This is a genomic window from Sporosarcina cascadiensis, assembly GCF_009650995.1.
In the GTDB taxonomy this organism is placed as follows: domain Bacteria; phylum Bacillota; class Bacilli; order Bacillales_A; family Planococcaceae; genus Sporosarcina; species Sporosarcina cascadiensis.
Map to the genome: position 1 here is coordinate 81,044 of NZ_WHVV01000006.1, position 25,761 is coordinate 106,804.

Genomic DNA, 25,761 nt, shown 5'->3' on the forward strand with positions numbered 1-25,761 from the left:
TAAAAGATTTAGCTAACGAAAATGAGATGAAAGTCATAATGCTATGATATAATTGAACGAGTATTTGCAGTGTTTCTATTGTAAGTATATTGAATCATTGATATTGTGTTGAATTGAAGGATAAATTGCATTTTATCAGTTAAATTAGAGTGTTTAGTTTATTTAATTAGCTAAAGTAAACTATTGTATTATATTTTCTGAAGTTTATTAAGCCAGTAGGCAAGTCTTTGTCAGTTTCATAGTAAAAGGATGGGGGGTATATTCATGAGTGAAATGGATATTTTTGTAGAATTAATCAATGATCAGGAAGCAGACAGGATATTAAAATTTTATGGGGAAACGTTAGTTGGAACTAGAAATAAAAAGGCTTCGTTAACTCAAAAAAAACAATATATAAAAAGAATTTTCAAATCAAACACACCAAATATGATAAAGAAAAGGATGAAAGGTAGTCGTGAACCCTTTTATAATTATATTCAATCATATAAGTCTTCAGAACTTGTTAAAGAAAATAACTTCCTAGAGACAGTAATCTTCCTAAATGAAGTAAATAGTGAAATTCCCAATCATGTTAAATTTGTCATACTGTTTTTAAATTTCCCTGAAGAAACCAAACAGAAGTTTGATATTATACAAGAAAATATAAAGGAAAGAAAATATCCTTTTAATTTTAATGAGAGTTTCGAAGACTCTACCGAATTAAAGGCATTTTTTAGAAAATCGAGGAGCTTTATAGGCGAAAAAGCTCCACGAAACATAGTAGATAATGTTTTAGAAATTCTAACAGAACAAGAAAAAGATCTTTTGAAAAAATGTGAAGATGAATTAGAAAACTATGACATTCTTTCTTACTACAACAATATAGAATATTTCAAAGAGAAGTATAATTTGATTTTTTCTAATGCAGCCTATATTCTTACCCACGATAAAGAAGATAATGACATCCTGATGCTTCTGGCAGTTGAGCTGTTATATGATTTATTAAAATTAAAGCATCAAATAAAAGAGAAACTTTTTAAAGAGGAAGATGAAAAGTTTAAAGAAGAACTATTAAACATTAAAATTGATAAGAAGAAAAAAGAAAAAGAAAATGAAAGAAAGATATCACTTTTACTTACGGATTTTTCTAAAGAAAGAAGAATTTTAACAAGCACTATTAATGAAAAAGATAGACATTTAAAACAGCTAGCAATAAGTGAAGAAAATTTGAAAAGGGAAAGAAATAAACTAGAACAAACGCTTATTTCACAAAAAGAAGAAGAAAAGACAAAAAGGGAAGAGACAGAGAGGATAATCGATAAATTGTCAAAAGAACTAGAGTCAGTGAATGAGGTTAGGAAAGAAAACAAGATTATGATGACGAATAATTCTTCAAAAGTTAAACACAATTGGGGAATAATTTGTGCAATCAATTATGAATTAACAAAAGAAATATACCCTGAATTAGACATAATTTATTATAAAAATAAACGAGAGGTAAAAGAGATACTTGTTAATAATCAGCTATCTACAATCTATCTGTTAATAAATGGACTCCCGACTGCAGAACTTAATAATATTAAAGAAAAGATAACTTCAAGTGAAAAAGAGTACAAAGTAATAGATTTCAATAATTTTAAAGAATTTCTAGATTGGATTGGGTATATGAAAACAATCGAAAGGAAAGTGTATAGTAATGGATAAAATATATCAAGAAAATGAATTAGCGCAAATTAAAGAAAATTATATAGTAGGTACACTAGCAACTGAAGAAGATAATATACCGTGGCTTGGTGATACTAGGGAGCCAGTTACATACTCTGCAAAAATGAATGATGTGATTTTCTTTGTTAAACCCCTAAGCCAAGAACCTAAAAATATGATAAGTTTGCATGACAATATAAATAAGCCTGATCTTTACGTTGGTTTTAGTAATAGAAGTATCAGTAACTTGCCATTTAATTTTAGAAATAAAAATGTTGATGAGCAAGTTCAAGATATAAAAGATTTATTAATGGAGAAGTTGCTGGTTTTTAAACCTGTCCTAACTCAAAAACTTAATACTAGTCACAAGAATATAGAAGATCTAACGCCAGAGGGTGACCTTAAACAAAATATGAGATACTACTCAATACCTAATTTAGATATTGATTCTAACGAGTTGGAAACCAAGCTGAAACATGAAGAACCTATATTTTTTGAAAGATATAATCATGCTATGCCCGCTCCGCTATTCATTTTAACCAAAGATAATTACATATTCGGAAATATTAAGGAAGATCAATGGAGACTTGATCCTTCGTTCAATCATTCGAGCCGTGTCATAATATCGCCAAAAACTATAAAGCGTGTCAAAATTGAAGAAATTGAGAAAAAAAAATACATTGGATCCAACCGAGAAAGAGTAGTCTTCTTCGAAGATGAATTCATAGATACAACAATAGCTGATAGACTTGATTCTGAAGGAGTTACGTTAGACGATGTTAAAAATGAACTAGATCAGCAAATTGAAGATAAAAATCCAAGTGATGTAATTATAAAAGCCTCTGAAATTAACTCTATTCATGAAATAACATTTCTAAAGGACTTAGAATTGAAAGCCAAATCACGCAACCTTATTTACAGTAGAAGAGACTTACTTAATTTTCATACAAGTATTAAGTCTAGTGTCATGACTATTCTTTCTGGACAGAGCGGTATAGGAAAAACTAAATTAGCTACTTTATATGCTGAAGGATTAGGGTTGAGCAGGCTTAGTAAAAATATGCTCATTATTCCTATTTCGCCTGCGTATACTGAGCCAGCTGATATTCTGGGATACTTAAACCCGTCAACAGGGCTATATATGCCTTCTGAAACAGGATTAATAGATTTTTTGAACCATGCTGAAAGAAATGAAAACCAAGTTCATTTTTTAATTATGGATGAAATGAACTTAAGCCAAATAGAATTTTACTTTGCACCATTTATTTCTTTATTAGAATTAGATGAAACAGAAAGATTTTTACAATTGTATAGTGAAAATTCTATTTGCCATAACAATCAAATTTATAAAAGTAGTATACAGCTAAAAGATAACCTAGTCATCGTTGGGACTATGAATACTGATGAAACTACTAAAGACCTCTCAGATAGGCTGCTGGATAGATCAAATATAGTTGTTCTAGAAAAAATGACATTTTCAGAAATTGAAAGTGAGATAAATAAAAAGGATGTTTTGAGTAAAGAGAATACTGGGGCTGAGCAAGCATACGGAGAATTGTTTATGTCCTGGAAGAGTATAGGGGAGAGTTGGAATGCTTTTAATAGAGAAGAACTTTCTTTTTTTGATGAAGTGGACAATTGTATATCAAGTGTAGATCCATTGAAGGGATTCTCAATCCGTAGCCTAATTAAAATGGGTTCTTATTTAAATAATTTACCAAGCGATGAAAACAATGACTTTAAACTAGATCGAAGGATAGCAGTAGATTTATTCATTAAACAAAGAGTTATAACTAAAATTAGAGGGTCCCTGGAAGAGTATGAAACATTAATAGGAACATTTGGTTCAAACGAAAGTGAAATGATTGAAGGAGAACTATATGAATTATTTGATACTGATAGGGCTAAAATAATTAGTAATTTTGAATTTACTAAAGTAGAGTTAGTTAGAAAAGCAAGGGAGCTTGGAATTAATGGCTATGCAACCTGAAGTCGTATTCACTATTTACCCACATTATCAGAAACCTATTGAAAAGAAAGCCGTATTAGGTGAGAAAGGAACTGTTTTTTCTGGGATAAGTATTACTGAATATCAGAAAGTCGATGTGAAATTAATATGTCCAGAGGATCAAGAAGCAATATTGAATATACAGACAAGTGAGTCAGACGAAGTAATAAAAATAAACCCCGATAGCAATTCAACTAATATTATGAGTGGCGGTAGTTCTGAATATATGTTAGTCCCGGGTCATTATAGATTTGAAGTACTTTCTAAAAAGAAAAAATTTAATGCTTATTACACTATTCGGGCAAATAACTTTTCAGATGAGGCGCTCTTAAATTTAAGACAATACGCGGAAAGCTTACTTAAAGGATTGTCACAAGACTTAATTAGGCAAAGGTCTGGCATGGTAAAGAATGACGTGGATTTTAATCCTGGTTTAATGATGCTTTTCCGTTTTATAAAGGAAAGTAGCCAAACGGTATTTGGCTATTTAGATTTAATAGCTAAAAATCCAATAACAGAATTATTCGGAGAATATAAAGTTATGAATGTACCAAGCAAACTTAATAGCAAAAACTTCAAATGGCAAGCACAAAAAGGAACAAGAAAAAATACAAGTCTTAATTTACCCGATAAGTATTATATAAAACACGCAAAATTGTCGTCTGAATGTAATGAAAATACATGGATGTCCTATATTATAGAATACTTTATTCGTTGCTTAAGAAAATTAGAAATGAGTTTTCAAAATGAGATAAATAACATCGCTCTTAAAATAATGAATCAAGAAAGTATGGTAAAAGAAAATGAAGAAATAATAAATAAATGGTCGAATAAATACGGCTATAAAGATACTATTAGGAGACTCAGAATAAAAGAGGAAAGAATAAATAAAACCATCGGTATTATGGAAATAGAGCGATTAAAATACTTGGAATATAAGTATGAAATACAAAAATTATCGAGAAGTTTTGCTAGTTATCAACAAAATGAGTGCTTTAATAACAAATCATTTCAAAAACCTATTAAAGTTTCTCAAAAATTATTAAAAGACTTTAGATATAAACAGATTTATACGACATACAAAGAGTTAATAAGAATGAACTCAAAACAGTCTAATTTGAAGTTTTCAGGCGTGCAATTTAGAAAGACATGGCAACTATTTGAATATTATAATTTAGGATTAGCCATAAGTATATTAATAGAAAATCAGTACAATTGGGTATCGGGCTGGTTAGCTGATAAAGATAACCCACATCAACACATAGGCATACTACCACCAAATACTATAATGCGATTTGAGAAAGAAAACAGTGATCACTTTATAGAAGTCGCATATGACACTGAAATTGCAACAACAATTGATGATAAAAATAAAAGTTGTTATTTTACAAGTACTGGTAGAAGACCGGATATTCGTATAACTATATTTTTAAAAAACGGCGCTTTATTTTCAGATAAGTGTGGTTTAATAATAGAGTCGAAATGTCGACGGCATAACTATTTGATTAATCAAAACATCGATCCAGACGTTAAAATTCAATTAAGTGATTTTAGAAGATTGGAGTACTTTGACTCGAATTCGGAAGAAAAGAGTAAGAATCCAGTCAAAACACCAATCGATAAAGTTATAGTCCTATACCCCAAACAAAATGGGAAGAAGCCTGTTGAGTTAGATCATATTTATAGAGAGAGTATGGTCTATATACAAGTAGAACCTAGTGATCAAAATAGCACTGAAGAGTCTTTTGGTTTCTTTAATCTAAAAAAACACATTGACGAGTTTTTATTACAAACAGAGGAGGAGTAAAATGTATAATAAGGAAAAAGAAATTCAGAAGATACTAAAGGGGAAATTTATGCTCGGACCTAAATTATTAATGAATGCCGATTTAACTGGAATAAACTATTTCTCTGGCGATGAACAGTCAGCCTACTATGAGTTGTATGGGAATACATCTATTTTTCACTTGATAATTATTCAGCCATCTAAGACCCTATTTACCAATCAATATGTTGGAAAAAACTTTTTATTATTTTTATTATTAGAAGATGAAAAAGTTAGAGGCGGTTTTTTACTACTAAATGAAGTAAACTTATTAAATGAATTTAAAAGGGTTTTTTCTTATTTAAATACCGAGCAAGTTGAGGAGTTAAATACTCTATGGAACAGTACTGTTTCAGCCCATTATAAAAAATTGAGTAATTAAAGATATCTGACTTATTTTTTGAATGCGTTTTATACGACTCATTATACGTTGAACCAAACATTGTAGAAAGGAAAAACTTGCGCACAAAGGATACTGAATGGAAAATTGTAGCGGTCAGGTATCCTTTGTGTGCAAGTGCAAGGGATCAGTTAGATAATGGGCCTTCATAAAGCAAGTTATCCTCTTTTAGATCGATGATTTTCACATGCTGGTCGTGCTTAATGAAAATACTCTTATAAACTTTTTCACCATTTTGATTTTCGAAAAGGATGATTCGTTTGCCCGGATTATCCGTCTCGACGCGGGATGTAAGCTCATCCATTGGCAAATGGTCTTCCAGAACAGCGGATTCTTCGTATTGTGACAGTCCGGAATCAGTTGAAGCCGGCTGATCTTCAGTATTTTCTTTTTCAAGTGCCGTCTCGCTGTCTTCAGTTGCTGCCTGATCGGATTCTGCAGCATCTTGTTCAGGCTCTATTGTATCTACAGAAATTTCATCCTCATCTTTCGGTTTTGCTTCTTCGTCGTTTCCGCAGGCAGCTAAAAATAAAGCGAGCACCGGCAGCAGCCATAATTTCTTCAATGTAAGTCACTCCTAAATAGTTTGGAATTCGTCGTTTAAACAGTTTAAAAGAAAATATCGTGTAAATCAATTTAAGTGCCTTATTCTATTGAAAGAATAGAATATGACTTTACAGTTGGTACGGCTATCAAATTAGTCTTAGCAAATTATCCAGAACTTCTTATTTCCTGAACTTCTTAAGTGAACAGGAAAGCCCTCAACTATACTCTTACTATTCAAAATTCATATTACTTTTATCATGTTATGTGATATAGTAAATATATAGTAGATAGGCGCTGAACGGGGGAACGTGAATGGAAAAACTTTTGAAAAAATCATCAGCAAGAAGAGCGTTGAGAAAAGTGCAAGATGTCACAAAGCGTATTCAGCCTTTTATTACCAACGAGCAATCATTCCATACGAACTATCAGAAGCTGCACAAGTTGCTGGACGATGAACTGAGAGAAGACGAATACTTCGTTATTGTCGATGAAACCGGGAAAAGCTATATCCACACGAACCGCCTGTGGGAAGGGACCTTGTTTGCCGATCCGGCAGGTCTTAAAGCAGCCAACACAAAAGAGCCGTTGCTGCAAATATATGACCGGCAATCAGGGGAGCGTCTCATTGATGCCTCCGTACCGATAACACAAGTCAATGGCATGCGTTATAATCTGCGGCTTGGCCGGATTGTCCATCAAAAATATATACTTTACGGAATGACAGCAGCGATAATTCTGCCGGCTGCTGTTATGGCGTTTCTTGCTTATCTATTCAATCTCCCGTTCAATCAGGGAGCGGTTTTTACTGCTGTGTCACTTATTATTTCTGCAGTCACAACCATTTCACTCTATAAGATGGTCATGAAAGGCATCCGGTCATGGCGGTCAGTAACGCGAAAGATTTCAGCAGGCGACCTTACAGCAGAGGTAACTGAACGGTCTCGATCCGAATTTAACCAAATTGGATTTGAAATTAATAAAATGGTCATTGGAACTAAAAATATTGTCAAAGAGCTCGACCAGTCATCCAGTATCGTAGACCAAATCAGTGAGGATCAGGCTTCTGAAGCCAAGCGGATATCAGGCGTCTTTACTGCATACGGCGATACGATGCAAAATTTCCAAAGCGGAACAGAACAGCAGCTTTCATCGCTACAGTCTGCCAATGCTATGGTACAGACGATGATGCAGGGAATTCGGGAAATGGAATCACGTGTACAGCAAACTCTTTCCAAATCTGAAGAGGCTTCTTCGGCCGCAGAAGAAGGCAGCCAGGCAATCGAGGAATCTGAGCAGAAAATGCAGCAAATTAATGAAGCAGTCCAATTGTCCTCTCAGAAAATCATGCAAGTGGCAGACGATATTAATCAGGTAATCCAAAAAGTTTCATTGATCACAAAAATTGCCGAGCAGACCAATTTATTGGCATTAAACGCCTCGATAGAAGCAGCCCGGGCGGGAGATGCAGGCAGCGGATTTTCTGTCGTTGCCAATGAAGTCCGGAAACTTGCGGAAGAAACGAATGACTTTGCAAACGACGTCGTCCGTACATTAGAGAAGACGAATCATGAAGTGAAAATTGCTGTAGAGCAGGTGGAGTCGAATACCGATACGATTCAGGAAGGTGTCGAAATCGTCCAAGTAGCAGGACAGTCCATCCATCAAATGAACGAAGCAGTCATCGAAACGAAATCGGCTGTCAGCAGTAACAGCAGACATGCGGAAGAGTTGATCAAAGACGGCGAACAGATTGAAAAGATCATTGAACAGATCACTTCTATTTCCGAGCAATTCACGGAAAGCGTTACTGAAACCGTTGCGGGAATGGATGAACAGATTGAAGGAATTCATCAGCTCGCCGGTGATGCGGTAAGACTGACAGATCAAGCTGCTGCACTGAATCGAATTGTTCATCGATTCAAGTTTTAAAGCAGGTGCCTAGTGGAATGAAAAGCAGGCTTGCTAAACCAATTGGTTTAGCAAGCCTGTTTATCTATGCGGTCACACTCGGCTGAGGCTGATTCTTATATTGTTTCGCTTCATCCTTGCGCTTTTGTTGCAGGCGTAAAAAGATGTTATTGCCGAGCAGTGACGCAATGATGAAGAGGGTTCCGAGGTAATCAAATACTGTCAGTTGATAACCCTGTACGAATGAAATGACCAGCGTCGTTACAGGCACGAAGTTGATGAACAGTAATCCGTTCAATGGAGACAAGATCCGCACGCCGACATTCCAGCCGAGCAAAGCAATGATCCCCGGAAAAATAATCATGAACAGCATATGCGGGGTGACCGTCTGCAAAATAGCAACTGTCGGTACCGAAATATAACCTGTCAGAGTTACGAAAAATACTACGACACAGGCAGTAGCTGTACCAAGCAGACAGCTGAGTGTAGAATACCGAAGAGCAGACCAGGCGCTGAAATGGTCACCTCCCATTGTATAGATCACCCAGCCGATTACCGCCAAAAAGATCAGCAGAGACGGGACGATATCATCCGTTGCAGTCAAGAACGAGCGCAGATCGCCTTTCGTTATAACCAGCATGACACCGATAAATGCAGTGAATACACAAGCCAGCGTGAAACCATGTGGCTTATGCCGGCTGACGAACCAAACGATGACAATCGAAATCATCGGCATCATCGCTTCCGTAATAGATGCGACCATAATCCCTGGCTCGCCCATTAAATCCTCACCCCAGAAAATGAAGAGATTATAGACGACAAACGCCATTGTGCCGAAGAACCAAAGCGAAAGCCCTCTCTTCTCCATGCGGAATGCCTGCTTTCCTTCTTTCAACCACAATAAAATGACTAGTAAAAAAGTTACCGATACATAGCGGATCAACGTAAAATAAAATGGATCTATGGCTTGAAATGCGCTATTGGCAACAGGGAACATCGCACCCCAAGACGCACTGGCGATAAAGCATAGAAACGCTCCCCATAAAATTCTGTTTTTCATTAAAACAAACCTCCTCGAAGTACTAACTCTAGTAAACTAAAGATTTGCCATCATGTAAAACGAATTATAATGATGCGTACTATCATTTTTTTTGATACCATAGAGATAATAGAGAAATGAGGGAGTAAATTGGAGTTTAAGGACTTGGAAATATTCCAGATGGTTGCAGAAAAAGGAACAATTACGGAAGCTGCAAAAGAGCTTCGTTATGTACAGTCAAACATTACTTCCAGGATTCAGAAACTGGAAAATGAATTGAAAACCCCGTTATTCAATCGGCATAACCGCGGAATGATTTTGACGCCGGAAGGAAAGAGGCTTCTCATTTATAGTGAAAAGATTCTGTCTTTGACAAATGAAATGAGAAAAGTCGTGCAGAATGATAAGGAGCCTTCAGGAAAACTGGAAATTGGCTCTGTCGAAACGGTGATCAAACTGCCTGTAATTCTATCGAGATATAATAAAAAGTACAAACAGGTGGATTTATCTTTATTGAGCGGGGTCACGGAGGAGCTGCAGTATAAAGTGTTGAATCATCAATTGGACGGTGCTTTTATTTCGGCGGGCCACGCTCATCCAGATCTGGCGGTGCATGATGTACTGGAAGAAGAACTAGTTCTTCTGTCTGATAAACCCTTTCAATCACTTGAAGATATTAAAGATGAACCGATTTTGTGCTTCAGTAAAGGCTGCGGCTACCGGGAAAGGCTGGAACTCTGGCTTGCGGATGAACAGTTCACTCCGACAAAAATGATGGAATTCGGTACACTTGAAACAATTCTTGGCAGTGTGGCAGCGGGGCTTGGTGTCACATTTGTGCCTAAGTCCACAGTCGCGCATCTTGTGGAACAGGGACTTGTGCATACGTATCCTTTACCCCCGAAATACAGCCGCATAAAAACGGTGTTTGTACGAAGATCAGATTCATATTTGACGCCGACAATTAACAAGTTCATTAAGATTATAGAAGAGTTTCATGAAGAAACATCCAATCAAGTTCAAAAATCGACACAAAGTTAACTTCGCAGGAAGGTTATATATGATAATATGTAGGGTAGTTTATAAAAATAGAATTAGGAGTGTCTATAGATGAATCCCAGCAATCACACAACAATTCACGGCTCATTCAAAAAACGTAATTACAAACCGGCCATCATCATTATTTCGGTTATCCTTATTGGCGCAATCGGCGTGTTGGCGGGTATGCCCGGAGTTGAAAACTTCACAGCATTTGATATTACGATACTGCCTCTTTTGAATGCCATCTTTAACAGCTTTACATTTATTTTCCTGGTCTGCGCATTAGTCGCAATACTGAAGAAAAATATTACGGTGCATAAACGCTTTATTTATGCAGCATTCTGTACAACGGCACTATTCCTCGTGACCTATGTCTCCTATCACTTTTTATCCGAGTCTACTCCTTTCGGAGGCAGCGGATTCATGGCAGGATTCTATTATTTCATCTTAATCACACATATTGTCCTTGCAGCAGCGATTGTGCCGCTTGCTCTGACTAGTGTCGCAAGAGCATGGAATATGGAAAATGCACGCCATCGAAAAATTGCGCGCTGGACAATGCCGATCTGGCTTTATGTCAGTCTGACTGGTGTACTTGTGTATATCCTCATTTCACCTTATTATTAAGAAACAAACTGAAAAAGCATCAGTCATCTGTATTTCTTGACTGATGCTTTTTCTATAACACAGTAAACTAAATATTACAAATAATCAGTTGAATGGATGTGTTTGTATGAAAGTAACAAATTTTATGTCAGATGACTCGTTCGACAAAATCTTTCAGCAGGAATCGGATGATATTAATGAACAGTTAAAAAAGGAAATCCTTGTCGCGATGATCGGTGACATCAATGCAGGAAAGTCCTCTACATTAAATCGCCTTATGCAAAAAGACGTGGCGGAAGTAGGCGCACAGCCCGGAGAGACAAAAGAAGTAAAGAAATATTATTACAGAGAAAATATCCTGTTTGTCGATACACCCGGACTTGATGATATTTACCAGGAACATTCACAAGAAACACTGAAATTCTACAATGAAGCCGATGTCATTTTATTCTTTTTGAATGCAGCGGGTACGGTCCTTTCAGATACCGAACTGAAATCTCTGAATAAAATTGCGACGCTTAACAAGAAAATTATCATAGTTCTTAATAAAATCGATGCCGCAGATGACATTCCGAGTTTAGTGAACTACATACTGGAGCATACTGGGTTTGCTTATCCCGTTATCCCGGTTTCATCTAAAACAGGGGAACAGATGGAGTTTCTTCAGAAAGAAATTCTGCAGCAATTGAAAGAAACGAATAAAGATGTACTGCTGGCATCCAATATGGCCGATAAATCATCGATCGCTAAGCGTTGGATTTTAGCAGCGGGAGCTTCCGCAGCAGCAATTGGTGCAGTGCCGATACCCGGAGCAGATTTTGTACCGCTTACTACACTGCAGGTCGGTCTGATGCTGAAACTGTCAACGCTGTATGGAAAACCGATTACGAAGGATCATGCAAAAGAGTTGATTATCGCAACCGTTGTTGGCAATATCGGAAAAACAGCATTCCGCCAAATCGTCAAAGTGATTCCAGGTGCAGGCATGGTAGTGGCAGCGAGCGTCGCGGGTTCGATGACTGTCGCACTGGGATATGCAGTTAAATATATGTATGAAAATGAGATGGAACTGAACCCGGCAACATTGAAGAAGGTGTATAAAACATTTTTGAAAAAAGAAAAGTAAAAAGGGGCTGACTGTATGGAGTGGTTTAATTATGCAACGTTTGTGGTGGCTTTATTGGCGGGATTGTATTCAATGGAAAGCATGAAACGCAATAAAGAATTGGAAGAACGAGTTGAAAAGCTGGAGAAGAAGCAGACAGCTGAGCTCGATAAGCACAGGCTATGAGTGCAACGGATGTCTGTCCCATCTGCAAAGGGGACAACCATTGCGGCAATGGACTGCCAAAAGAAAAAGGAGTCTGCTGGTGCACGTTTAAAACATTTCCTGAAGAAGTTTTCTTCCATATTCCAGAACAAGAACTGCATAAACACTGCATTTGTCAGCACTGTCTGGAAAAAATCGCTGCAAAAAAACAGGCAGGTGAAGGTCACTGACCCTTCGCCTGCCTGTTGGTTATTCTTCTTTAAAAGAACGCTGCGCCAGTTCTTTTTCGTAAATAAACAGGGCATTCTTATCTTCGCGGATACGCTTTAAATATTCGATATGTGTATCAAACGTTGATTCTTCCTCAACTTGTTCATCCAGGAACCAGTTCAGAAATGAAATTGTCGCATGCTCTTTTTCTTCCCATGCCAGATCCATAATTGAGTAAAATGATCTCGTGACTTCTTTTTCTTGTTTCAATGCCACTTCGAACGTGTGGACCAAGTTATCGAAAGATGTAGCAGGCGCCGGTATTTCTGTAATGATGGCACGGATGCCGCGGTCGTTCAAATAAGAATAAATCTTCATGGCATGGAAGCGCTCCTCTTCCACCTGTTGAAGGAAGAAGTGGGCAAAACCGCTGTAATTTTGATATTCACAATAGGATGCCATAGATAAATACGTTTGAGCTGCGGCAAATTCATTGTTCATCTGTTCGTTCAATGCTTGTGCTAATTTTTCGCTGATCATATGCTTTCGACTCCTTTTTCTTTTAGGGTTCTATACCCTGTCAGGAAGCTTTTCAATCTGAAGTATGCTGTACACTCCTAAGTATACATGTAGGAAGCCTCAATTTACTAGAGAGTCGTGTAATTTCTCTCAGAACAAGCAAGGCTGATATCAAACTCTTTGACTCTAGTGATATACTGTACATATGAATGAAAATGATATATCTAATTAATGAAGTGAAAGAAGGAATTGACATGTACAATTATACAATACCCGCCCTGGATCAGCGGGCTGGTGCAGAAGCCAAAGCTTATATAGACACGTTGACGAAGCCTGTCGGCAGCTTAGGTAAATTAGAAGAGATAGCTGTCCAGATAGCTGAAATGCAGGGACAGTTTATGCCGCATCTAGAAAAACTCGGTATTCTGGTATTCGCTGCAGACCACGGAGTGACAGAGGAAGGGATATCAGCATTTCCGCAAGAAGTAACCCGTCAGATGGTCAGTAATATGGCACAGGGCGGTGCCGCGATCAATGTGTTCGGAAGACAGCAGCAAGCGGAATTTTCATTGGTTGATGTAGGAGTAAAAGGCGAGGAATTCGAAGAGCCGGTGAAGAACCGGAAAATACGTGAAAGTACTCGGAATTTCGCAAAAGAAGCAGCTATGACAGCTGAAGAAGCCTTGCGCGCGATTCAGACTGGCTATGAAGAAGCGGTGGCTTTGTTTGAGAAAGGAGTCGACTGTTTGGCGGTCGGTGAAGTTGGAATAGGGAATACGACAGCGAGCAGTGCAGTAGCAGCAGCAGTTACCGGTTTGGATCCTGCAGAGCTGGTGGGATTCGGTACAGGCATTTCATCCGAACAGCATGCTCATAAAATTGATGTCGTGAAAAGAGCTCTGGATTTTCATCAGCCTGATGCGGAAGACGGCTATGATATTTTGCAGAAGGTCGGCGGTTTGGAATTAGCTGCAATGGCAGGGGCGATGCTGGCGGCAGCAACAAATCGCGTGCCGATTATTCTGGACGGTTTTATTTCTACAGCTGCAGCCTGTGTAGCAGAGCGGCTTGGAAAAGGAACAGTGAATTATATGCTGCTGGGTCATCAATCGATGGAACCGGGACATCAAAAAGCATATAGCTATCTGGGGAAAGAGCCGATTGTATCACTGAGCATGCGTCTTGGAGAAGGAACTGGAGCAGCGGTTGCCTTTGGAGTGATCCAGTCTGCTGTGCGTATGGTGAATGAAATGGCCACTTTTGAAAGCGCAGGCGTTTCAGCTAAAAGCGAATAGAAAAACAGGAAGGTGTTTACATACACTTTCCTGTCTTTTTCGGTGTGGACAAAGATTTGTAACACTTTGTAAAAAATATCGAGTTTTTTTGATTTTACTTTTAAGAAAATGATATAGTTAGAAGTATACAGTAATCAACTTATCATTAATTGTGAAACATAAGCAGAAAAGGAGAACGGATCTTATGACGAAAGAAGCCCATATTGTATCGTCTGATACACACAGCCGCTCGGCGTCTGCCTTCTTCTCAGATATTAAATCATTGATTAAAGGACCTGTCCTTATCGCGAATGTATTACCGGTTTTTGCTGGTTTCTGGCTGGGACTTTATTTTTCTGGAATGACTCTTGCGGGGAACTGGACAATGTTCTGGCTGACGATGATCGGCAGCACGTTCCTGATGGCAGGGGCGCTGGTGATGAATAACTGGTACGATTCAGACATCGATACCTTTATGGAAAGAACGCAGCAGCGGCCGACAGTTACAGGGAATTTTCAACTGAAAACGGTATTAAATATCGGAATGATATTATCTGGGATTGGTATGTTATTGTTGTTATTCACGACTTTTGAAGCAGCACTTTATGCATTTATCGGCTGGTTCACGTATGTAATTCCCTATACGATGTGGTCTAAACGCAAGTATACATTAAATACTGTAATCGGAAGTGTTTCAGGTGCAGTGACACCTTTAATCGGCTGGGCTGCAATCATGCCCGCCAATCATATTGTGCCGATCGTACTGTTCGCTATTTTATTTATTTGGCAAATGCCTCATACTTTTGCAATTGCGATGAAGAAATACGATGATTATAAAGCGGCAAATGTGGCGATGCTTCCAGTCGTCAAAGGCTTTGATTTTACTAAGCGTCAGATGCTGAATTACGTTCTGTGCCTGCTGCCGCTGCCGTTTTTACTGCCAATGTTCGGGACAGCTTTCCTTGTGGTTGCCACCTTGATGAATCTCGGGTATATCGGAGCCAGTATTTATGGATTTTATGCAAAAGATAATTACAGATGGGCAAATGTTATGTTTTTATATTCAGTAAATTATATGACACTGCTGTTTGCCATGATGATTTTGCTGACATTTTAATTTCGATTTGAAGACTTCTCTTGCCTTATCGGCATAAGAGAAGTTTTTTCTATCTCACTGCTCTGCGAAAAGAACTGTGCACTAGGTATTTTCAGCTGAATAAGTATTCAGATATTGTCTTTTCTTAATTGGGTATGCTAGACTCGTAGGTAATCGAATAAGTTTCCTTCGGGGCAGGGTGGAAGTCCCTACCGACGGTGATGAGCTTACGAGCTCTTAGTCCGTGACCCGGATGCTATTAAGCAGAAGGTGGATTTGGTGAAACTCCAAAGCCGACAGTTACAGTCTGGATGAGAGAAGGAACAGTGCGTTTTTTAAATTTGTCATTTATAACGCTTATTTTGTCATGGTCACAAGCCCCGCATTTTTATTCTGCGGGGTTTTTTTCATTGATAATGTCACAGAGGAATACAGCAAGTTGGAGTGTGTTGCAGTGAATCAAGACTTTATGGAAATGGCGCTGAAGCTTGCAGAAAATGTTGCAGGTCAGACGTCTCCCAATCCGCCGGTCGGTGCTGTTTTGGTGAAAGACGGCCGAGTGATCGGGATGGGTGCGCATATGCAGGCAGGTGAAAGTCATGCAGAACGTATTGCGCTGGATATGGCGGGCGAAAAAGCGAAAGGTGCTGATTTGTATGTCACGCTGGAGCCGTGTTCCCATACCGGCAGAACCTCTCCGTGTGCAGATGCAATAATCCAAGCAGGTGTCTTACGTGTATTTGTCGCGATTTCGGATCCTAATCCGCTGGTGGCAGGCAAAGGCATGGAACGTCTGCGAGCCGCGGGTATACAGGTACAGGATGGCCTGTGCAGCAAACAGGCACAGAAACTGTATGAATCATTTTTTCATTTTATTCGAACAAAAACACCTCATGTGACAATGAAAACAGCGATGACAATTGACGGTAAAATTGCAACTTCTGCAGGAGACAGTAAATGGGTGACGAGTGAGCAGGCAAGGCTCGATGTCCATCTGCTTCGTCATTCCCAAGATGCGATTTTAGTAGGCGTTCAAACTATACTTCATGATAACCCTCTTCTCACCACCAGACTGCCCCAAGGTGGAAAACATCCTATTCGAGTTATTTTAGATACCTGGCTGCGAACACCGGAACACAGTCATGTGATTCAAAACAGTGATACTTCCACATGGATTTTTTGCGGAAAAGATGCAGATCCGCAGCGTGAAAATTTATTTACACAGCCTCATGTTCAAGTGATCCGTATGCTCAAAACTGATCTTGTCATCGGAGAAATTCTCTTGGAGCTTGGCTTGCGGGATGTCATGACGCTGTTAGTTGAAGGCGGTGCAGCGGTCAATGCTTCCTTTGTCAAAGCACGCGCTGTACAGAAAGTGATTTGTTATATGGCGCCTAAATTGCTTGGCGGCCGGGATTCGCTGACACCGGTCAGCGGGTTGAATCCGCGCATGATGAATGAAGCTCTCAACCTGATTTTCGAAAGCGTGGAACTAATCGGTCCCGATATCAAAATAACAGCTATACCGAAAGTGGGGGATTGAGCAGTGTTTACAGGAATTATTGAAGAAATTGGTTCAGTCAAAAGCGTACGGCCCGGTTCCCAATCGATGACTCTGACAATTGCTGCCTCGAAAGTACTGACAGATGTTCATCTCGGTGACAGCATCGCGGTAAACGGTGTCTGTCTGACGGTAACAGAGTTTACAGTCAGTCAGTTTTCGGCTGATGTGATGCCGGAAACTGTATCGTCTACATCTCTGCGCCAGCTGACAGCCGGGAGCAGAGTGAATTTAGAACGTGCACTTGCTGCAAACGGACGATTTGGCGGTCATTTTGTCACCGGCCATATTGACGGAACAGCTGTGATACGTGAGAAGAGAACTGTCGATAATGCCCTTTATATCAGGCTTGCATTGCCCGAAAACTATGAACCTTATTTGCTTAAAAAAGGCTCGATTTCATTAGACGGAACATCATTGACGATCTTTGAAGTAAATCAAACAGATATCACCATTTCGCTCATTCCACATTCACAGGAAATGACCGTGCTCGCCAACAAGCGAATAGGCGAAACGGTCAATTTTGAATGTGATATGCTCGCAAAATATGTGGAAAATATGCTGAACCGGGGTGTCGGTAAAAAAGAAACAATGTCTGAAGATTATTTGAGGCAGCATGGATTCATGTGAGTGAATGAGGAGGAGAAATTAAATGTTTCATACAATCGAAGAAGCACTGGAAGATTTAAAACAGGGCAAAGTCGTCATCGTAGTAGATGATGAAGATCGTGAGAATGAAGGGGACTTTGTCGCGCTGGCAGATCAGATCACACCTGAGATTATTAATTTCATGGCAGCGAAAGGACGCGGTTTGATCTGTGTGCCGATTATGGAGGAGAAAGCACAGCAGCTTGGATTGCAGATGATGACAGATCATAACACTGATTCACATGGCACCGCATTTACCATCAGTGTCGACCATATCACCACACATACTGGAATCAGTGCATTTGAACGTGCTGATACAATTGTCAAGATGATGGAGCCTGCTGCAGCTGCGAATGAATTCAAACGGCCGGGTCATATTTTTCCTCTGGTTGCGAAATCTGGAGGGGTTCTGGAACGCACAGGACATACGGAAGCTGCAGTAGACCTGGCTAGGCTTGCCGGCAGTTCACCCGCTGGCGTCATCTGCGAAATTATGAATGACGACGGCACGATGGCGCGTGTACCGGAATTGCGGAAGATGTCGGAAGAGCTGAATTTAAAGCTGATTACGATCCAGGATTTGATTCGTTATCGCCTGCAGAAGGAGCAATTAATTGTAAGGGAAGCGGAAATCAAGCTGCCTACTGATTTTGGGGAGTTTCGCATGATCGGTTATACCGAGGCGCTTACCGGTAAAGAGCATGTGGCATTGGTTAAAGGCGATATGACAACGAACGAGCCGGTCTTGGTACGTGTTCATTCCGAATGTCTGACGGGAGACGTATTCGGATCCTTCCGCTGTGACTGCGGACCTCAATTACATGCCGCATTAGCGCAAATTGAGCAGGAAGGCCGCGGCGTGCTGCTGTATATGCGTCAGGAAGGCAGAGGCATCGGCCTCATCAACAAACTCAAAGCCTATGAACTGCAAGAGCAGGGATACGACACAGTAGAGGCCAATGAAAAATTAGGCTTTGCGGCAGATTTGCGTGATTACGGTATAGGAGCACAAATACTGCGCGAACTTGGTATCAGACAAATGCGTCTGCTGACCAATAATCCAAAGAAAATAGCGGGTTTGAAAGGCTATGAATTGGAAGTTGTTGAACGCATGCCGATTCAATTGCCGATGAAAATAGAAAACGAAAAATATCTGCAGACAAAAGCAGAAAAACTCGGGCATTTATTAACGATCTAAGGAGAGATGACAATGGGGAAATTATTTGAAGGTAATTTAACAGGTACAGGGTTAAAAGTGGGTATTGTTGTAGGGCGTTTCAATGAATTTATCACAGGGAAATTACTTTCGGCAGCACAGGATGCATTCAAGAGACATGGCGTAGCTGAATCGGATGTGGACATTGCGTGGGTGCCGGGGGCCTTTGAAATCCCGTTCATTGCGAAAAAAATGGCAGATTCCAAGAAATACGATGCAGTCATTACGCTGGGCACTGTTATTCGCGGCGCAACGCCTCATTTTGACTACGTCTGCAATGAAGCGGCAAAAGGAGTTTCGCAGGCAGGTCTTCAGTCGGGAGTACCTGTCATCTTCGGTGTATTGACGACAGATACGATTGAGCAGTCCATCGAGCGCGCGGGCACAAAGGCTGGAAATAAAGGATGGGATGCAGCCGTTTCGGCAATTGAAATGGCAAATCTGTCGCGCCAGTTTGATTAATATTGCGTTTGGAGCAGCTGCTCCAAACGCAGTGACAAAGAAAGCGCTTTAATTATTTTCGTGCATGTATTGACCAACTGTAATTCATCTGCAATAATAGAGTCAGTCAGTAGTGAAAATTAGATGTGAGTACATCTGAAGAAGAAGGTACAACATGGAAAAGCTTGATACAAGGATTGGACGCCAGGCAGTTTTGTATACGTTCTCAGAGAGTGAAGCAGAAGATCAAAGGATTGAGAATGAACTACAGCAGCTGGGGTGGCGTTATGGTAAGGGTAAAGTAGGATCGATGGAGTTTCAAAAGATTGTAGCGGCCATCGAAACCCTGGCAAAACGGCAAGGAATTGTAGACCAGGATGTCTATCGTGAAATGCACTCGCTGTATCACGCGATTATTGAAGCCATGCACGGCGTAACGCGCGGCCAGGTGGAATTAGGCGGCATGCTGCGTACTGCGGGTCTCCGCTTTGCGATTGTCCGGGGCACGCCTTTCGAACATGAAGCAGAAGGCGAATGGATTGCCGTGGCAGTTTACGGTACAATCGGAGCACCGGTTCGCGGTTTCGAACACGAGGCAATTGGTTTAGGGATCAATCACATGTAAATAAGAAATAAGCCTATAGTTATTTAGACAATAAGGAGGCTATATTGACATGCGCGGTACCCCTTTAGGGATCCGTCTGTCGATATAGCCTCTTTTTGCCTGCTCAAAAAGGTTTCTTACTTCATGAGATGTATACAACTGGAGCAAATGACAACGAGGAGGAAATGAATATGATCGAATTAACTGGACGTACACTGACAATTGAAGAGGCAAGAGAAGTATTGGTAAATGGAGTGCAGGTAAAGGCTTCAGAAGAAAGTATGAAAGCGGTTCAGAAAAGCCGTGAAGCAGTAGAGAAGATTGTGGCAGAAGGTAAAGTTGTTTACGGTATCACAACAGGATTCGGTAAATTCAGTGATGTGCTCATTGAACCGGAAAATACAGAAGAGCTTCAATTAAATTTGATTCATTCGCATGCATGCGGAATCGGCGAACCGTTTCCTGAAATGGTTTCCCGCGGGATGACATTGCTTCGTGCAAATGCTCTTTTAAAAGGATTTTCAGGAATTCGCCCAGTCGTAATCGAACGTTTGCTGGATCTTGTCAATGCCGGCATTCATGCGGTTATCCCGCAGCAAGGGTCACTCGGCGCAAGCGGAGACTTGGCTCCTCTGTCACATTTAGCACTTGTTTTGATGGGAGAAGGAGAAGTATTCTATAAAGGCGAGCGTATGGAATCCATGAAAGCAATGATTCAAGAAGGCATCGAGCCAGTGAAATTGAAAGCGAAAGAAGGCTTGGCGCTGATCAACGGAACGCAGGCGATGACCGCAATGGGACTGGTCAATTACATCGAGTCGGAACAGCTTGCTTATCAGACAGAAGCAATTTCTACATTGACATTGGAAAGTTTGCGCGGAATCGTGGATGCTTTCGATGCGGATGTTCACGAAGCACGCGGCTACCGCCAGCAGACAGAAGTAGCGGAACGTATGCGCCGTATGTTCATCGGCAGCCAGTTGACAACAAGACAAGGGGAACTTCGTGTGCAGGATGCGTATTCATTACGCTGTATTCCTCAAGTTCACGGGGCGTCTTGGCAGGTTCTTGATTATGTAAGAGAAAAGCTGGAAATCGAAATGAACGCGGCAACTGATAATCCGTTAATTTTTGATGAAGGTGAAAAGGTTATTTCAGGCGGCAACTTCCACGGCCAGCCGATCGCATTTGCTATGGACTTCCTGAAAGTTGCCATGGCAGAGTTTGCGAATATTTCAGAGCGCCGGGTTGAGCGTCTTGTCAATCCGCAGCTGAACGATTTGCCGCCATTCCTGAGCCCAGAACCCGGCTTACAGTCCGGAGCGATGATTATGCAATATGCTGCAGCATCATTAGTTTCAGAGAATAAAACGCTGGCTCACCCGGCAAGTGTTGACTCGATTCCGTCTTCTGCCAACCAGGAAGATCACGTCAGCATGGGGACTATCGGTTCCCGCCATGCGTACCAAATCATTCAGAATGCGCGCAGAGTACTGGCGATTGAATTGATCTGTGCAATGCAGGCTGCAGAATACAGAGGAGCTGAAAAACTGGCTGACTTTACGAAGAAGTTCTATGAAGAAGCTCGTACTGTTGTACCAAGCATTAAAAAAGATCGCATTTTCTCTAAGGATATCGAAGCTGCTGCTGCATGGCTGCTTGAGATGGACTGGAAAGCATTTGCGGATCAATCTCTGCCGAAACAAGCATAATCAAACTGCTAACCTAATATTGTGATGCAAGAGTGACATTTCCAGTGTAATGCCGGCGGGGAGTATTTCTGTCCGGCTGCAGCTGGATGTTATTCGCAGGTTGTTGTAAGCGCTTGCTTCAAGGGCGCAGATAGAAGACATGGGAGATGAGAAAATGTTATTTAATACAGTTGTAGTATCCGTCGTTATAATGGCAGTACTGAGTTTATTCCGAGTGAATGTAATTTTCGCTATTTTAGTGGCTGCAGGAGTGGCGGGTCTGATGGAAGGGCTTTCTTTATCAGATGCCACGTCCATGCTCGTTTCAGGAATGGGCGGACAGGCGAATACCGCGTTAAGCTATATTTTGCTCGGGATGTTTGCCGTAATGATCGGCATGTCAGGAATTGCAGGATTTTTAGTGAAGAATTTAGTGAGAATATTAAGAGGCAAGCGGATTATTTTATTATTAACAATTGCTCTCGTTGCCTGTTTCTCACAAAACTTAGTACCGATTCACATTGCATTTATCCCCATTTTAATTCCGCCAATGCTGCATTTGTTTGATAAAATGAAAATTGACCGCAGAGGTGTTGCGACAGCGCTTACTTTCGGATTGAAAACGCCGTATATTATGATTCCTGCGGGATTCGGTTTGATCTTCAAAGGAATTATTGTTGATGAAATGGTTGCAAGCGGAATGAATATTACACTTTCCGAAGCTAACTTGGCTATGTTGATTCCAGGCAGTGGTATGATTGTCGGACTATTGGTTGCTGTATTCATTTCCTATCGTAAGCCGCGTGAATATGCAGATGATGATGCAGAGAAAATCAATATACTGAGAGAAGAAGAAGCGGAAAATATTGACTTGAAATTTAATATCCGCCATGGCTTTACAATCGTTTCAATTATTGCCGCGCTGGTTGTCCAGCTGACTACGGATTCGTTGATACTTGGTGCGCTCGCGGGGATCTTTCTGATGTTCGTCCTGACTGTTATTCCATTTAAAGACGGGGAAAAGGTCGTAAATGACGGCATCGCGATGATGGGTATGATTGCTTTTGTCATGCTGATTGCTTCTGGTTATGCTACTGTACTGAAAGAGACAGGAGCTGTAGAAAGTCTTGTCGATTCAGCAACAGGAATACTGGGCGACAATAAAATGATGATCGCCTTTATCATGCTGATGGTTGGTCTCTTGATCACAATGGGGATCGGTTCTTCATTCGGGACGATTCCGATTATTGCCGCACTTTTTGTTCCAATTTGTATGGCGGTCGGATTCTCGCCTCTTGCTACAGCCGCTTTAATCGGTACAGCAGGAGCACTGGGCGATGCTGGATCTCCGGCATCAGACAGTACGCTTGGACCGACATCGGGTCTGAATGCAGACGGCAAGCATCATCATATTTGGGATACATGTGTACCGACATTCTTGCACTTCAATATTCCATTGGTTATCTTTGGTGTTATTGCCGCAATGGTTTTATAAAATAAAAAGAGCAGACCTGATTCACGGGTCTGCTCTTTTAGTCATTTTGTTGCAGTAACGCCTAAACGCTCACGTGCCTGCTCTGTTGCTTTAACCATATGTTCTAGAGCTGCGATTGTTTCTTCGCGCTTTCTTGTCTTTAAACCGCAGTCCGGATTAATCCAGAACTGTGAAGGATCCAGTACTTCCAATCCTTTGTCGATGATTGCTGTCATTTCTTCTATTGCCGGCACACGGGGGCTGTGGATATCATAGACGCCGAGACCAATTCCTTTATCATAGTGATATTCATTGAACGACTCGACCAGATCACCGTGGCTGCGTGACGTTTCAATAGAAATAACATCTGCATCCAGTGCACTGATTGCATCGATAAAGTGGTTGAAGTCGCAATAGCACATATGCGTATGGATTTGCGTCGTGTCTTCTACCGAGGCAGTCGCAACGCGGAATGCATTCACTGCCCAATTTAAGTAGTGATCCCATTCTGTTTTCTTCAATGGAAGTCCTTCACGCAGTGCAGGCTCGTCTACTTGAATCATATGAATACCGGCTGCTTCAAGTGATTCGATCTCTTTGCGAAGTGCCAGAGCAATTTGATTTGTGACTTCTTCTCTTGGCAGGTCATCTCTTACGAAAGACCAGTTCAGGATCGTGACTGGACCTGTCAGCATTCCTTTTACTTCATGATCCGTCAGCGACTTTGCATAGACGGATTCCTCAACAGTCATCGGTTTTGTGAAAGCAACGTCTCCATAAATGATGGGAGGCTTGACACAGCGCGATCCATAAGACTGAACCCACGCTTTCTCAGTAAAGACGAAACCATCCAGTTTCTCGCCGAAATATTCAACCATATCGGTACGTTCGAATTCACCGTGTACCAGGACGTCCAGACCCAGCTCTTCCTGAATTTTAATCCATTCACTGATTTCTGCATTGACGAAATCCTTATACTGCTGATCTGTGATCTCACCTTTGCGCCATTTTGTACGTGTCCTGCGCACTTCCGGTGTTTGCGGGAAACTTCCAATTGTAGTAGTGGGAAGTAAAGGCAGTTGAAATTTTTCATGCTGCTTTGCTTTACGCTCTGCGAACGGTAGATTACGTTTGCTGTCTGATAGTATACTGCCTGATGAAGCTTCGCGTATATCTAGGCGCTTGCGGGCAGACAGTTCATTGAATGCAGTCAATGCTCTTTCGCTGTCAGCAAAGTCTGCCGCTGTTTCTTTACCTTTGTGCACTGCGTTGCAGAGAGCGTTGATTTCTCTGATTTTCTCATCCGCAAATGCCAGAGCATTGGTGATGACGGAGTCCAGTTTCTGCTCGGAACGGATTGTTACAGGTACATGCAGGAGGCTGCATGACGGTTGAATCCATAGTTTTTCTGCGCTTGTATACTGCTTGATTGTCTGAAGAAGGGATAGTTTAACATCTAAATCAGAGCGCCAGATGTTTCGTCCGTCCACTATGCCCGCACCTAAGATTTTATCGCCGGGGAAGCCGTGGGTTGTCAAGTTTTCAAGGTTCTTTTTACCGCCGTGTACGAAATCAAGACCGATTCCTGCAACGGGCAGGGCAATTGTTTCTTCGTAATGTTCAACAGAGTCGAAATACGTCTGCAGTATAATATTGAGACTGCCGATGTTTTTCGTCAGCTGAAGATAGATTTCTGTTACAGCTTTCATTTCATCTGCAGAGATGGATGTACAAAGAATGGGTTCATCGATCTGAACCCACTTCACGCCCTCCTCCTGCAGTTCTTGAAGTATCTGCTGATAGAGGGGAATCAGCTGAAGAATGATTGCCGGAACGTCTTTGTCTTCATAGCCTTTTGATAATTTCAGCAGCGTATAAGGACCGAGAAGTACAGGCTTTCCTTCAATATTGAGTTCTTGTTTTGCTTCGCGATAGGCAGCCAAAGGTTTGTTCTCTGTCAGCTGAAAACGCTGGCCTTCATATTCCGGTACGATATAGTGATAATTCGTATTGAACCATTTGGTCATTTCCGATGCAACTGCATCGTCATTTCCGCGTGCCATCGAAAAATATTGTGCAGTCGAAACCGGACCGCCTTTCCACTGATAACGGGAAGGAATGATTCCGAACATTGCGGAAGTGTCCAGTACGCGGTCGTACAATGTGAAATCACCTACCGGAATCTGTTCCACTCCTGCTTCTTTCTGCTTTTTCAAGTTATGCAGCCGGATCTCTTTAGTTGTCTGAAGTAGTTCCTCTTCTGTAATTTTCTTCGACCAGAAGGCTTCAAGTGCCCTTTTCCATTCACGATTTTCTCCGATAACGGGATAACCCAGTATACTGCTTTTTACCATTTTTCATTTCCCCCTTACATTTTTTTAATAAAAAAGCATCTCTAACGAAGTATGTTAGAGATGCGCGTATGTGTAAATATACATGCGTAAATAAGCATGCATTACAATTTGCGTGTGTCTAACACCTCCCTATTCACCGTAGGATTAAGCGTTATGAAAACAGGCAGGTATCTGGCTGGACGCAAAGGCGTCTTCACAGTGGCGGGACCGCTCCAAGAAAAGGATTCCCTTTTAAGAAGTGAAAGACATGACTCATTCTTTCATTTCACCTATTTTCAAACTATTCAATTCAGATGATTGTCTCTAAAACTATCACACAGCTGTTTAGGTGTCAAATTTAATATAAT

General features: G+C 40.8%; 23 protein-coding genes and 1 riboswitch. Of the genes, 19 read left to right on the plus strand and 4 right to left on the minus strand.

Features of this window, described 5'->3' with window-relative positions; genetic code table 11:
* The first annotated feature begins 264 nt into the window (after positions 1-264).
* From GDZ68_RS08330 to GDZ68_RS08345, 4 genes are read left to right on the plus strand one after another with little or no spacing between them, the layout of a single operon-like run.
* Positions 265-1,683: a hypothetical protein gene (locus tag GDZ68_RS08330; protein ID WP_153721817.1), complete on the plus strand. Its 1,419-nt coding sequence runs from the start codon at positions 265-267 to the stop codon at positions 1,681-1,683.
* Positions 1,676-3,673, plus strand: a complete 1,998-nt coding sequence (locus GDZ68_RS08335; protein ID WP_153721818.1) for an AAA family ATPase — start codon at positions 1,676-1,678, stop codon at positions 3,671-3,673. The genes GDZ68_RS08330 and GDZ68_RS08335 overlap by 8 nt, the downstream gene beginning before the upstream one ends.
* A complete protein-coding gene (locus GDZ68_RS08340; RefSeq protein ID WP_153721819.1) occupies positions 3,657-5,498 on the plus strand; it encodes a hypothetical protein in 1,842 nt (613 codons plus the stop codon). The genes GDZ68_RS08335 and GDZ68_RS08340 overlap by 17 nt, the downstream gene beginning before the upstream one ends.
* Position 5,499: 1 nt before the next feature.
* The gene (locus tag GDZ68_RS08345; RefSeq protein WP_153721820.1) at positions 5,500-5,898 is read left to right on the plus strand and encodes a hypothetical protein; all 399 of its coding nucleotides are present in this window, start codon (positions 5,500-5,502) and stop codon (positions 5,896-5,898) included.
* 145 nt (positions 5,899-6,043) lie between these two features.
* On the opposite strand, the gene GDZ68_RS08350 is transcribed toward GDZ68_RS08345, so the two are convergent.
* On the minus strand, positions 6,044-6,481 hold the full coding sequence (locus tag GDZ68_RS08350) for a hypothetical protein (protein ID WP_153721821.1): 438 nt from the start codon (positions 6,479-6,481) through the stop codon (positions 6,044-6,046).
* A 293-nt stretch (positions 6,482-6,774) separates the two neighbouring features.
* Here GDZ68_RS08350 and GDZ68_RS08355 point away from each other — a divergent pair, with 293 nt between their 5' ends.
* Positions 6,775-8,391, plus strand: coding sequence for a methyl-accepting chemotaxis protein (locus GDZ68_RS08355; RefSeq protein WP_153721822.1), 1,617 nt, complete (start codon positions 6,775-6,777; stop codon positions 8,389-8,391).
* Positions 8,392-8,455: 64 nt separating this feature from the next.
* Here the strand turns inward: GDZ68_RS08355 and GDZ68_RS08360 are convergent, their stop codons facing one another.
* Entirely contained in the window at positions 8,456-9,430 is a 975-nt protein-coding gene (locus tag GDZ68_RS08360) for a DMT family transporter (RefSeq protein WP_153721823.1), read from the minus strand.
* Between the two features lie 129 nt (positions 9,431-9,559).
* On the opposite strand from GDZ68_RS08360, the gene GDZ68_RS08365 reads away from it, so the two are divergent.
* The 5 genes from GDZ68_RS08365 to GDZ68_RS08385 all read left to right on the plus strand — a co-directional run bounded on the left by GDZ68_RS08365 (position 9,560) and on the right by GDZ68_RS08385 (position 12,556).
* A complete protein-coding gene (locus GDZ68_RS08365) occupies positions 9,560-10,450 on the plus strand; it encodes a LysR family transcriptional regulator (RefSeq protein WP_153721824.1) in 891 nt (296 codons plus the stop codon).
* A 69-nt stretch (positions 10,451-10,519) separates the two neighbouring features.
* On the plus strand, positions 10,520-11,077 hold the full coding sequence (locus tag GDZ68_RS08370; protein ID WP_153721825.1) for a DUF420 domain-containing protein: 558 nt from the start codon (positions 10,520-10,522) through the stop codon (positions 11,075-11,077).
* 106 nt (positions 11,078-11,183) lie between these two features.
* Positions 11,184-12,182 carry a YcjF family protein gene (locus tag GDZ68_RS08375; protein WP_153721826.1) on the plus strand — a complete coding sequence of 333 codons (999 nt, stop codon included), beginning with the start codon at positions 11,184-11,186 and terminating at the stop codon, positions 12,180-12,182.
* A 15-nt stretch (positions 12,183-12,197) separates the two neighbouring features.
* A complete protein-coding gene (locus GDZ68_RS08380) occupies positions 12,198-12,347 on the plus strand; it encodes a hypothetical protein (protein WP_153721827.1) in 150 nt (49 codons plus the stop codon).
* On the plus strand, positions 12,344-12,556 hold the full coding sequence (locus GDZ68_RS08385) for a cysteine-rich CWC family protein (RefSeq protein ID WP_153721828.1): 213 nt from the start codon (positions 12,344-12,346) through the stop codon (positions 12,554-12,556). The genes GDZ68_RS08380 and GDZ68_RS08385 overlap by 4 nt, the downstream gene beginning before the upstream one ends.
* A 19-nt stretch (positions 12,557-12,575) precedes the next feature.
* Here the strand turns inward: GDZ68_RS08385 and GDZ68_RS08390 are convergent, their stop codons facing one another.
* Complete coding sequence (locus tag GDZ68_RS08390) at positions 12,576-13,076, minus strand: ferritin (protein WP_153721829.1); 501 nt, start codon at positions 13,074-13,076, stop codon at positions 12,576-12,578.
* A 233-nt stretch (positions 13,077-13,309) separates the two neighbouring features.
* Between GDZ68_RS08390 and cobT the strand changes: the two genes are divergently transcribed.
* The 9 genes from cobT to GDZ68_RS08435 all read left to right on the plus strand — a co-directional run bounded on the left by cobT (position 13,310) and on the right by GDZ68_RS08435 (position 23,081).
* Complete coding sequence (gene cobT / locus GDZ68_RS08395) at positions 13,310-14,350, plus strand: nicotinate-nucleotide--dimethylbenzimidazole phosphoribosyltransferase (protein ID WP_153721830.1); 1,041 nt, start codon at positions 13,310-13,312, stop codon at positions 14,348-14,350.
* Positions 14,351-14,534: 184 nt separating this feature from the next.
* On the plus strand, positions 14,535-15,446 hold the full coding sequence (gene cyoE, locus GDZ68_RS08400) for a heme o synthase (RefSeq protein WP_153721831.1): 912 nt from the start codon (positions 14,535-14,537) through the stop codon (positions 15,444-15,446).
* Positions 15,447-15,606: 160 nt separating this feature from the next.
* Positions 15,607-15,752: riboswitch (FMN riboswitch) on the plus strand.
* Positions 15,753-15,879: 127 nt separating this feature from the next.
* Entirely contained in the window at positions 15,880-16,968 is a 1,089-nt protein-coding gene (ribD, locus tag GDZ68_RS08405) for a bifunctional diaminohydroxyphosphoribosylaminopyrimidine deaminase/5-amino-6-(5-phosphoribosylamino)uracil reductase RibD (RefSeq protein WP_153721832.1), read from the plus strand.
* Positions 16,969-16,971: 3 nt separating this feature from the next.
* The gene (gene ribE / locus GDZ68_RS08410) at positions 16,972-17,616 is read left to right on the plus strand and encodes a riboflavin synthase (protein WP_153721833.1); all 645 of its coding nucleotides are present in this window, start codon (positions 16,972-16,974) and stop codon (positions 17,614-17,616) included.
* A gap of 22 nt (positions 17,617-17,638) precedes the next feature.
* Positions 17,639-18,832 (plus strand): bifunctional 3,4-dihydroxy-2-butanone-4-phosphate synthase/GTP cyclohydrolase II, encoded by a 1,194-nt coding sequence (locus tag GDZ68_RS08415; protein WP_153721834.1) that lies wholly within the window; start codon positions 17,639-17,641, stop codon positions 18,830-18,832.
* 12 nt (positions 18,833-18,844) lie between these two features.
* Positions 18,845-19,312: a 6,7-dimethyl-8-ribityllumazine synthase gene (ribH, locus tag GDZ68_RS08420; protein ID WP_153721835.1), complete on the plus strand. Its 468-nt coding sequence runs from the start codon at positions 18,845-18,847 to the stop codon at positions 19,310-19,312.
* A 154-nt stretch (positions 19,313-19,466) separates the two neighbouring features.
* Complete coding sequence (hutP, locus tag GDZ68_RS08425) at positions 19,467-19,916, plus strand: hut operon transcriptional regulator HutP (RefSeq protein ID WP_153721836.1); 450 nt, start codon at positions 19,467-19,469, stop codon at positions 19,914-19,916.
* 170 nt (positions 19,917-20,086) lie between these two features.
* A complete protein-coding gene (gene hutH, locus GDZ68_RS08430; protein WP_153721837.1) occupies positions 20,087-21,607 on the plus strand; it encodes a histidine ammonia-lyase in 1,521 nt (506 codons plus the stop codon).
* A 154-nt stretch (positions 21,608-21,761) separates the two neighbouring features.
* Complete coding sequence (locus GDZ68_RS08435) at positions 21,762-23,081, plus strand: Na+/H+ antiporter family protein (RefSeq protein ID WP_228551054.1); 1,320 nt, start codon at positions 21,762-21,764, stop codon at positions 23,079-23,081.
* 41 nt (positions 23,082-23,122) lie between these two features.
* On the opposite strand, the gene metE is transcribed toward GDZ68_RS08435, so the two are convergent.
* On the minus strand, positions 23,123-25,414 hold the full coding sequence (metE, locus tag GDZ68_RS08440; protein WP_153721839.1) for a 5-methyltetrahydropteroyltriglutamate--homocysteine S-methyltransferase: 2,292 nt from the start codon (positions 25,412-25,414) through the stop codon (positions 23,123-23,125).
* Positions 25,415-25,761 lie beyond the last annotated feature (347 nt).

Bases quoted from the DNA above. Each gene is read 5' to 3' on its own strand.
- GDZ68_RS08330 (WP_153721817.1), top strand. From the start codon at position 265: ATGAGTGAAATGGATATTTTTGTAGAATTAATCAATGATCAGGAAGCA.
- GDZ68_RS08335 (WP_153721818.1), top strand. From the start codon at position 1,676: ATGGATAAAATATATCAAGAAAATGAATTAGCGCAAATTAAAGAAAAT.
- GDZ68_RS08340 (WP_153721819.1), top strand. From the start codon at position 3,657: ATGGCTATGCAACCTGAAGTCGTATTCACTATTTACCCACATTATCAG.
- GDZ68_RS08345 (WP_153721820.1), top strand. From the start codon at position 5,500: ATGTATAATAAGGAAAAAGAAATTCAGAAGATACTAAAGGGGAAATTT.
- GDZ68_RS08355 (WP_153721822.1), top strand. From the start codon at position 6,775: ATGGAAAAACTTTTGAAAAAATCATCAGCAAGAAGAGCGTTGAGAAAA.
- GDZ68_RS08360 (WP_153721823.1), bottom strand. From the start codon at position 9,430: ATGAAAAACAGAATTTTATGGGGAGCGTTTCTATGCTTTATCGCCAGT.
- GDZ68_RS08370 (WP_153721825.1), top strand. From the start codon at position 10,520: ATGAATCCCAGCAATCACACAACAATTCACGGCTCATTCAAAAAACGT.
- GDZ68_RS08375 (WP_153721826.1), top strand. From the start codon at position 11,184: ATGAAAGTAACAAATTTTATGTCAGATGACTCGTTCGACAAAATCTTT.
- GDZ68_RS08380 (WP_153721827.1), top strand. From the start codon at position 12,198: ATGGAGTGGTTTAATTATGCAACGTTTGTGGTGGCTTTATTGGCGGGA.
- GDZ68_RS08385 (WP_153721828.1), top strand. From the start codon at position 12,344: ATGAGTGCAACGGATGTCTGTCCCATCTGCAAAGGGGACAACCATTGC.
- GDZ68_RS08390 (WP_153721829.1), bottom strand. From the start codon at position 13,076: ATGATCAGCGAAAAATTAGCACAAGCATTGAACGAACAGATGAACAAT.
- cobT (WP_153721830.1), top strand. From the start codon at position 13,310: ATGTACAATTATACAATACCCGCCCTGGATCAGCGGGCTGGTGCAGAA.
- cyoE (WP_153721831.1), top strand. From the start codon at position 14,535: ATGACGAAAGAAGCCCATATTGTATCGTCTGATACACACAGCCGCTCG.
- GDZ68_RS08415 (WP_153721834.1), top strand. From the start codon at position 17,639: ATGTTTCATACAATCGAAGAAGCACTGGAAGATTTAAAACAGGGCAAA.
- ribH (WP_153721835.1), top strand. From the start codon at position 18,845: ATGGGGAAATTATTTGAAGGTAATTTAACAGGTACAGGGTTAAAAGTG.
- hutP (WP_153721836.1), top strand. From the start codon at position 19,467: ATGGAAAAGCTTGATACAAGGATTGGACGCCAGGCAGTTTTGTATACG.
- hutH (WP_153721837.1), top strand. From the start codon at position 20,087: ATGATCGAATTAACTGGACGTACACTGACAATTGAAGAGGCAAGAGAA.
- GDZ68_RS08435 (WP_228551054.1), top strand. From the start codon at position 21,762: ATGTTATTTAATACAGTTGTAGTATCCGTCGTTATAATGGCAGTACTG.
- metE (WP_153721839.1), bottom strand. From the start codon at position 25,414: ATGGTAAAAAGCAGTATACTGGGTTATCCCGTTATCGGAGAAAATCGT.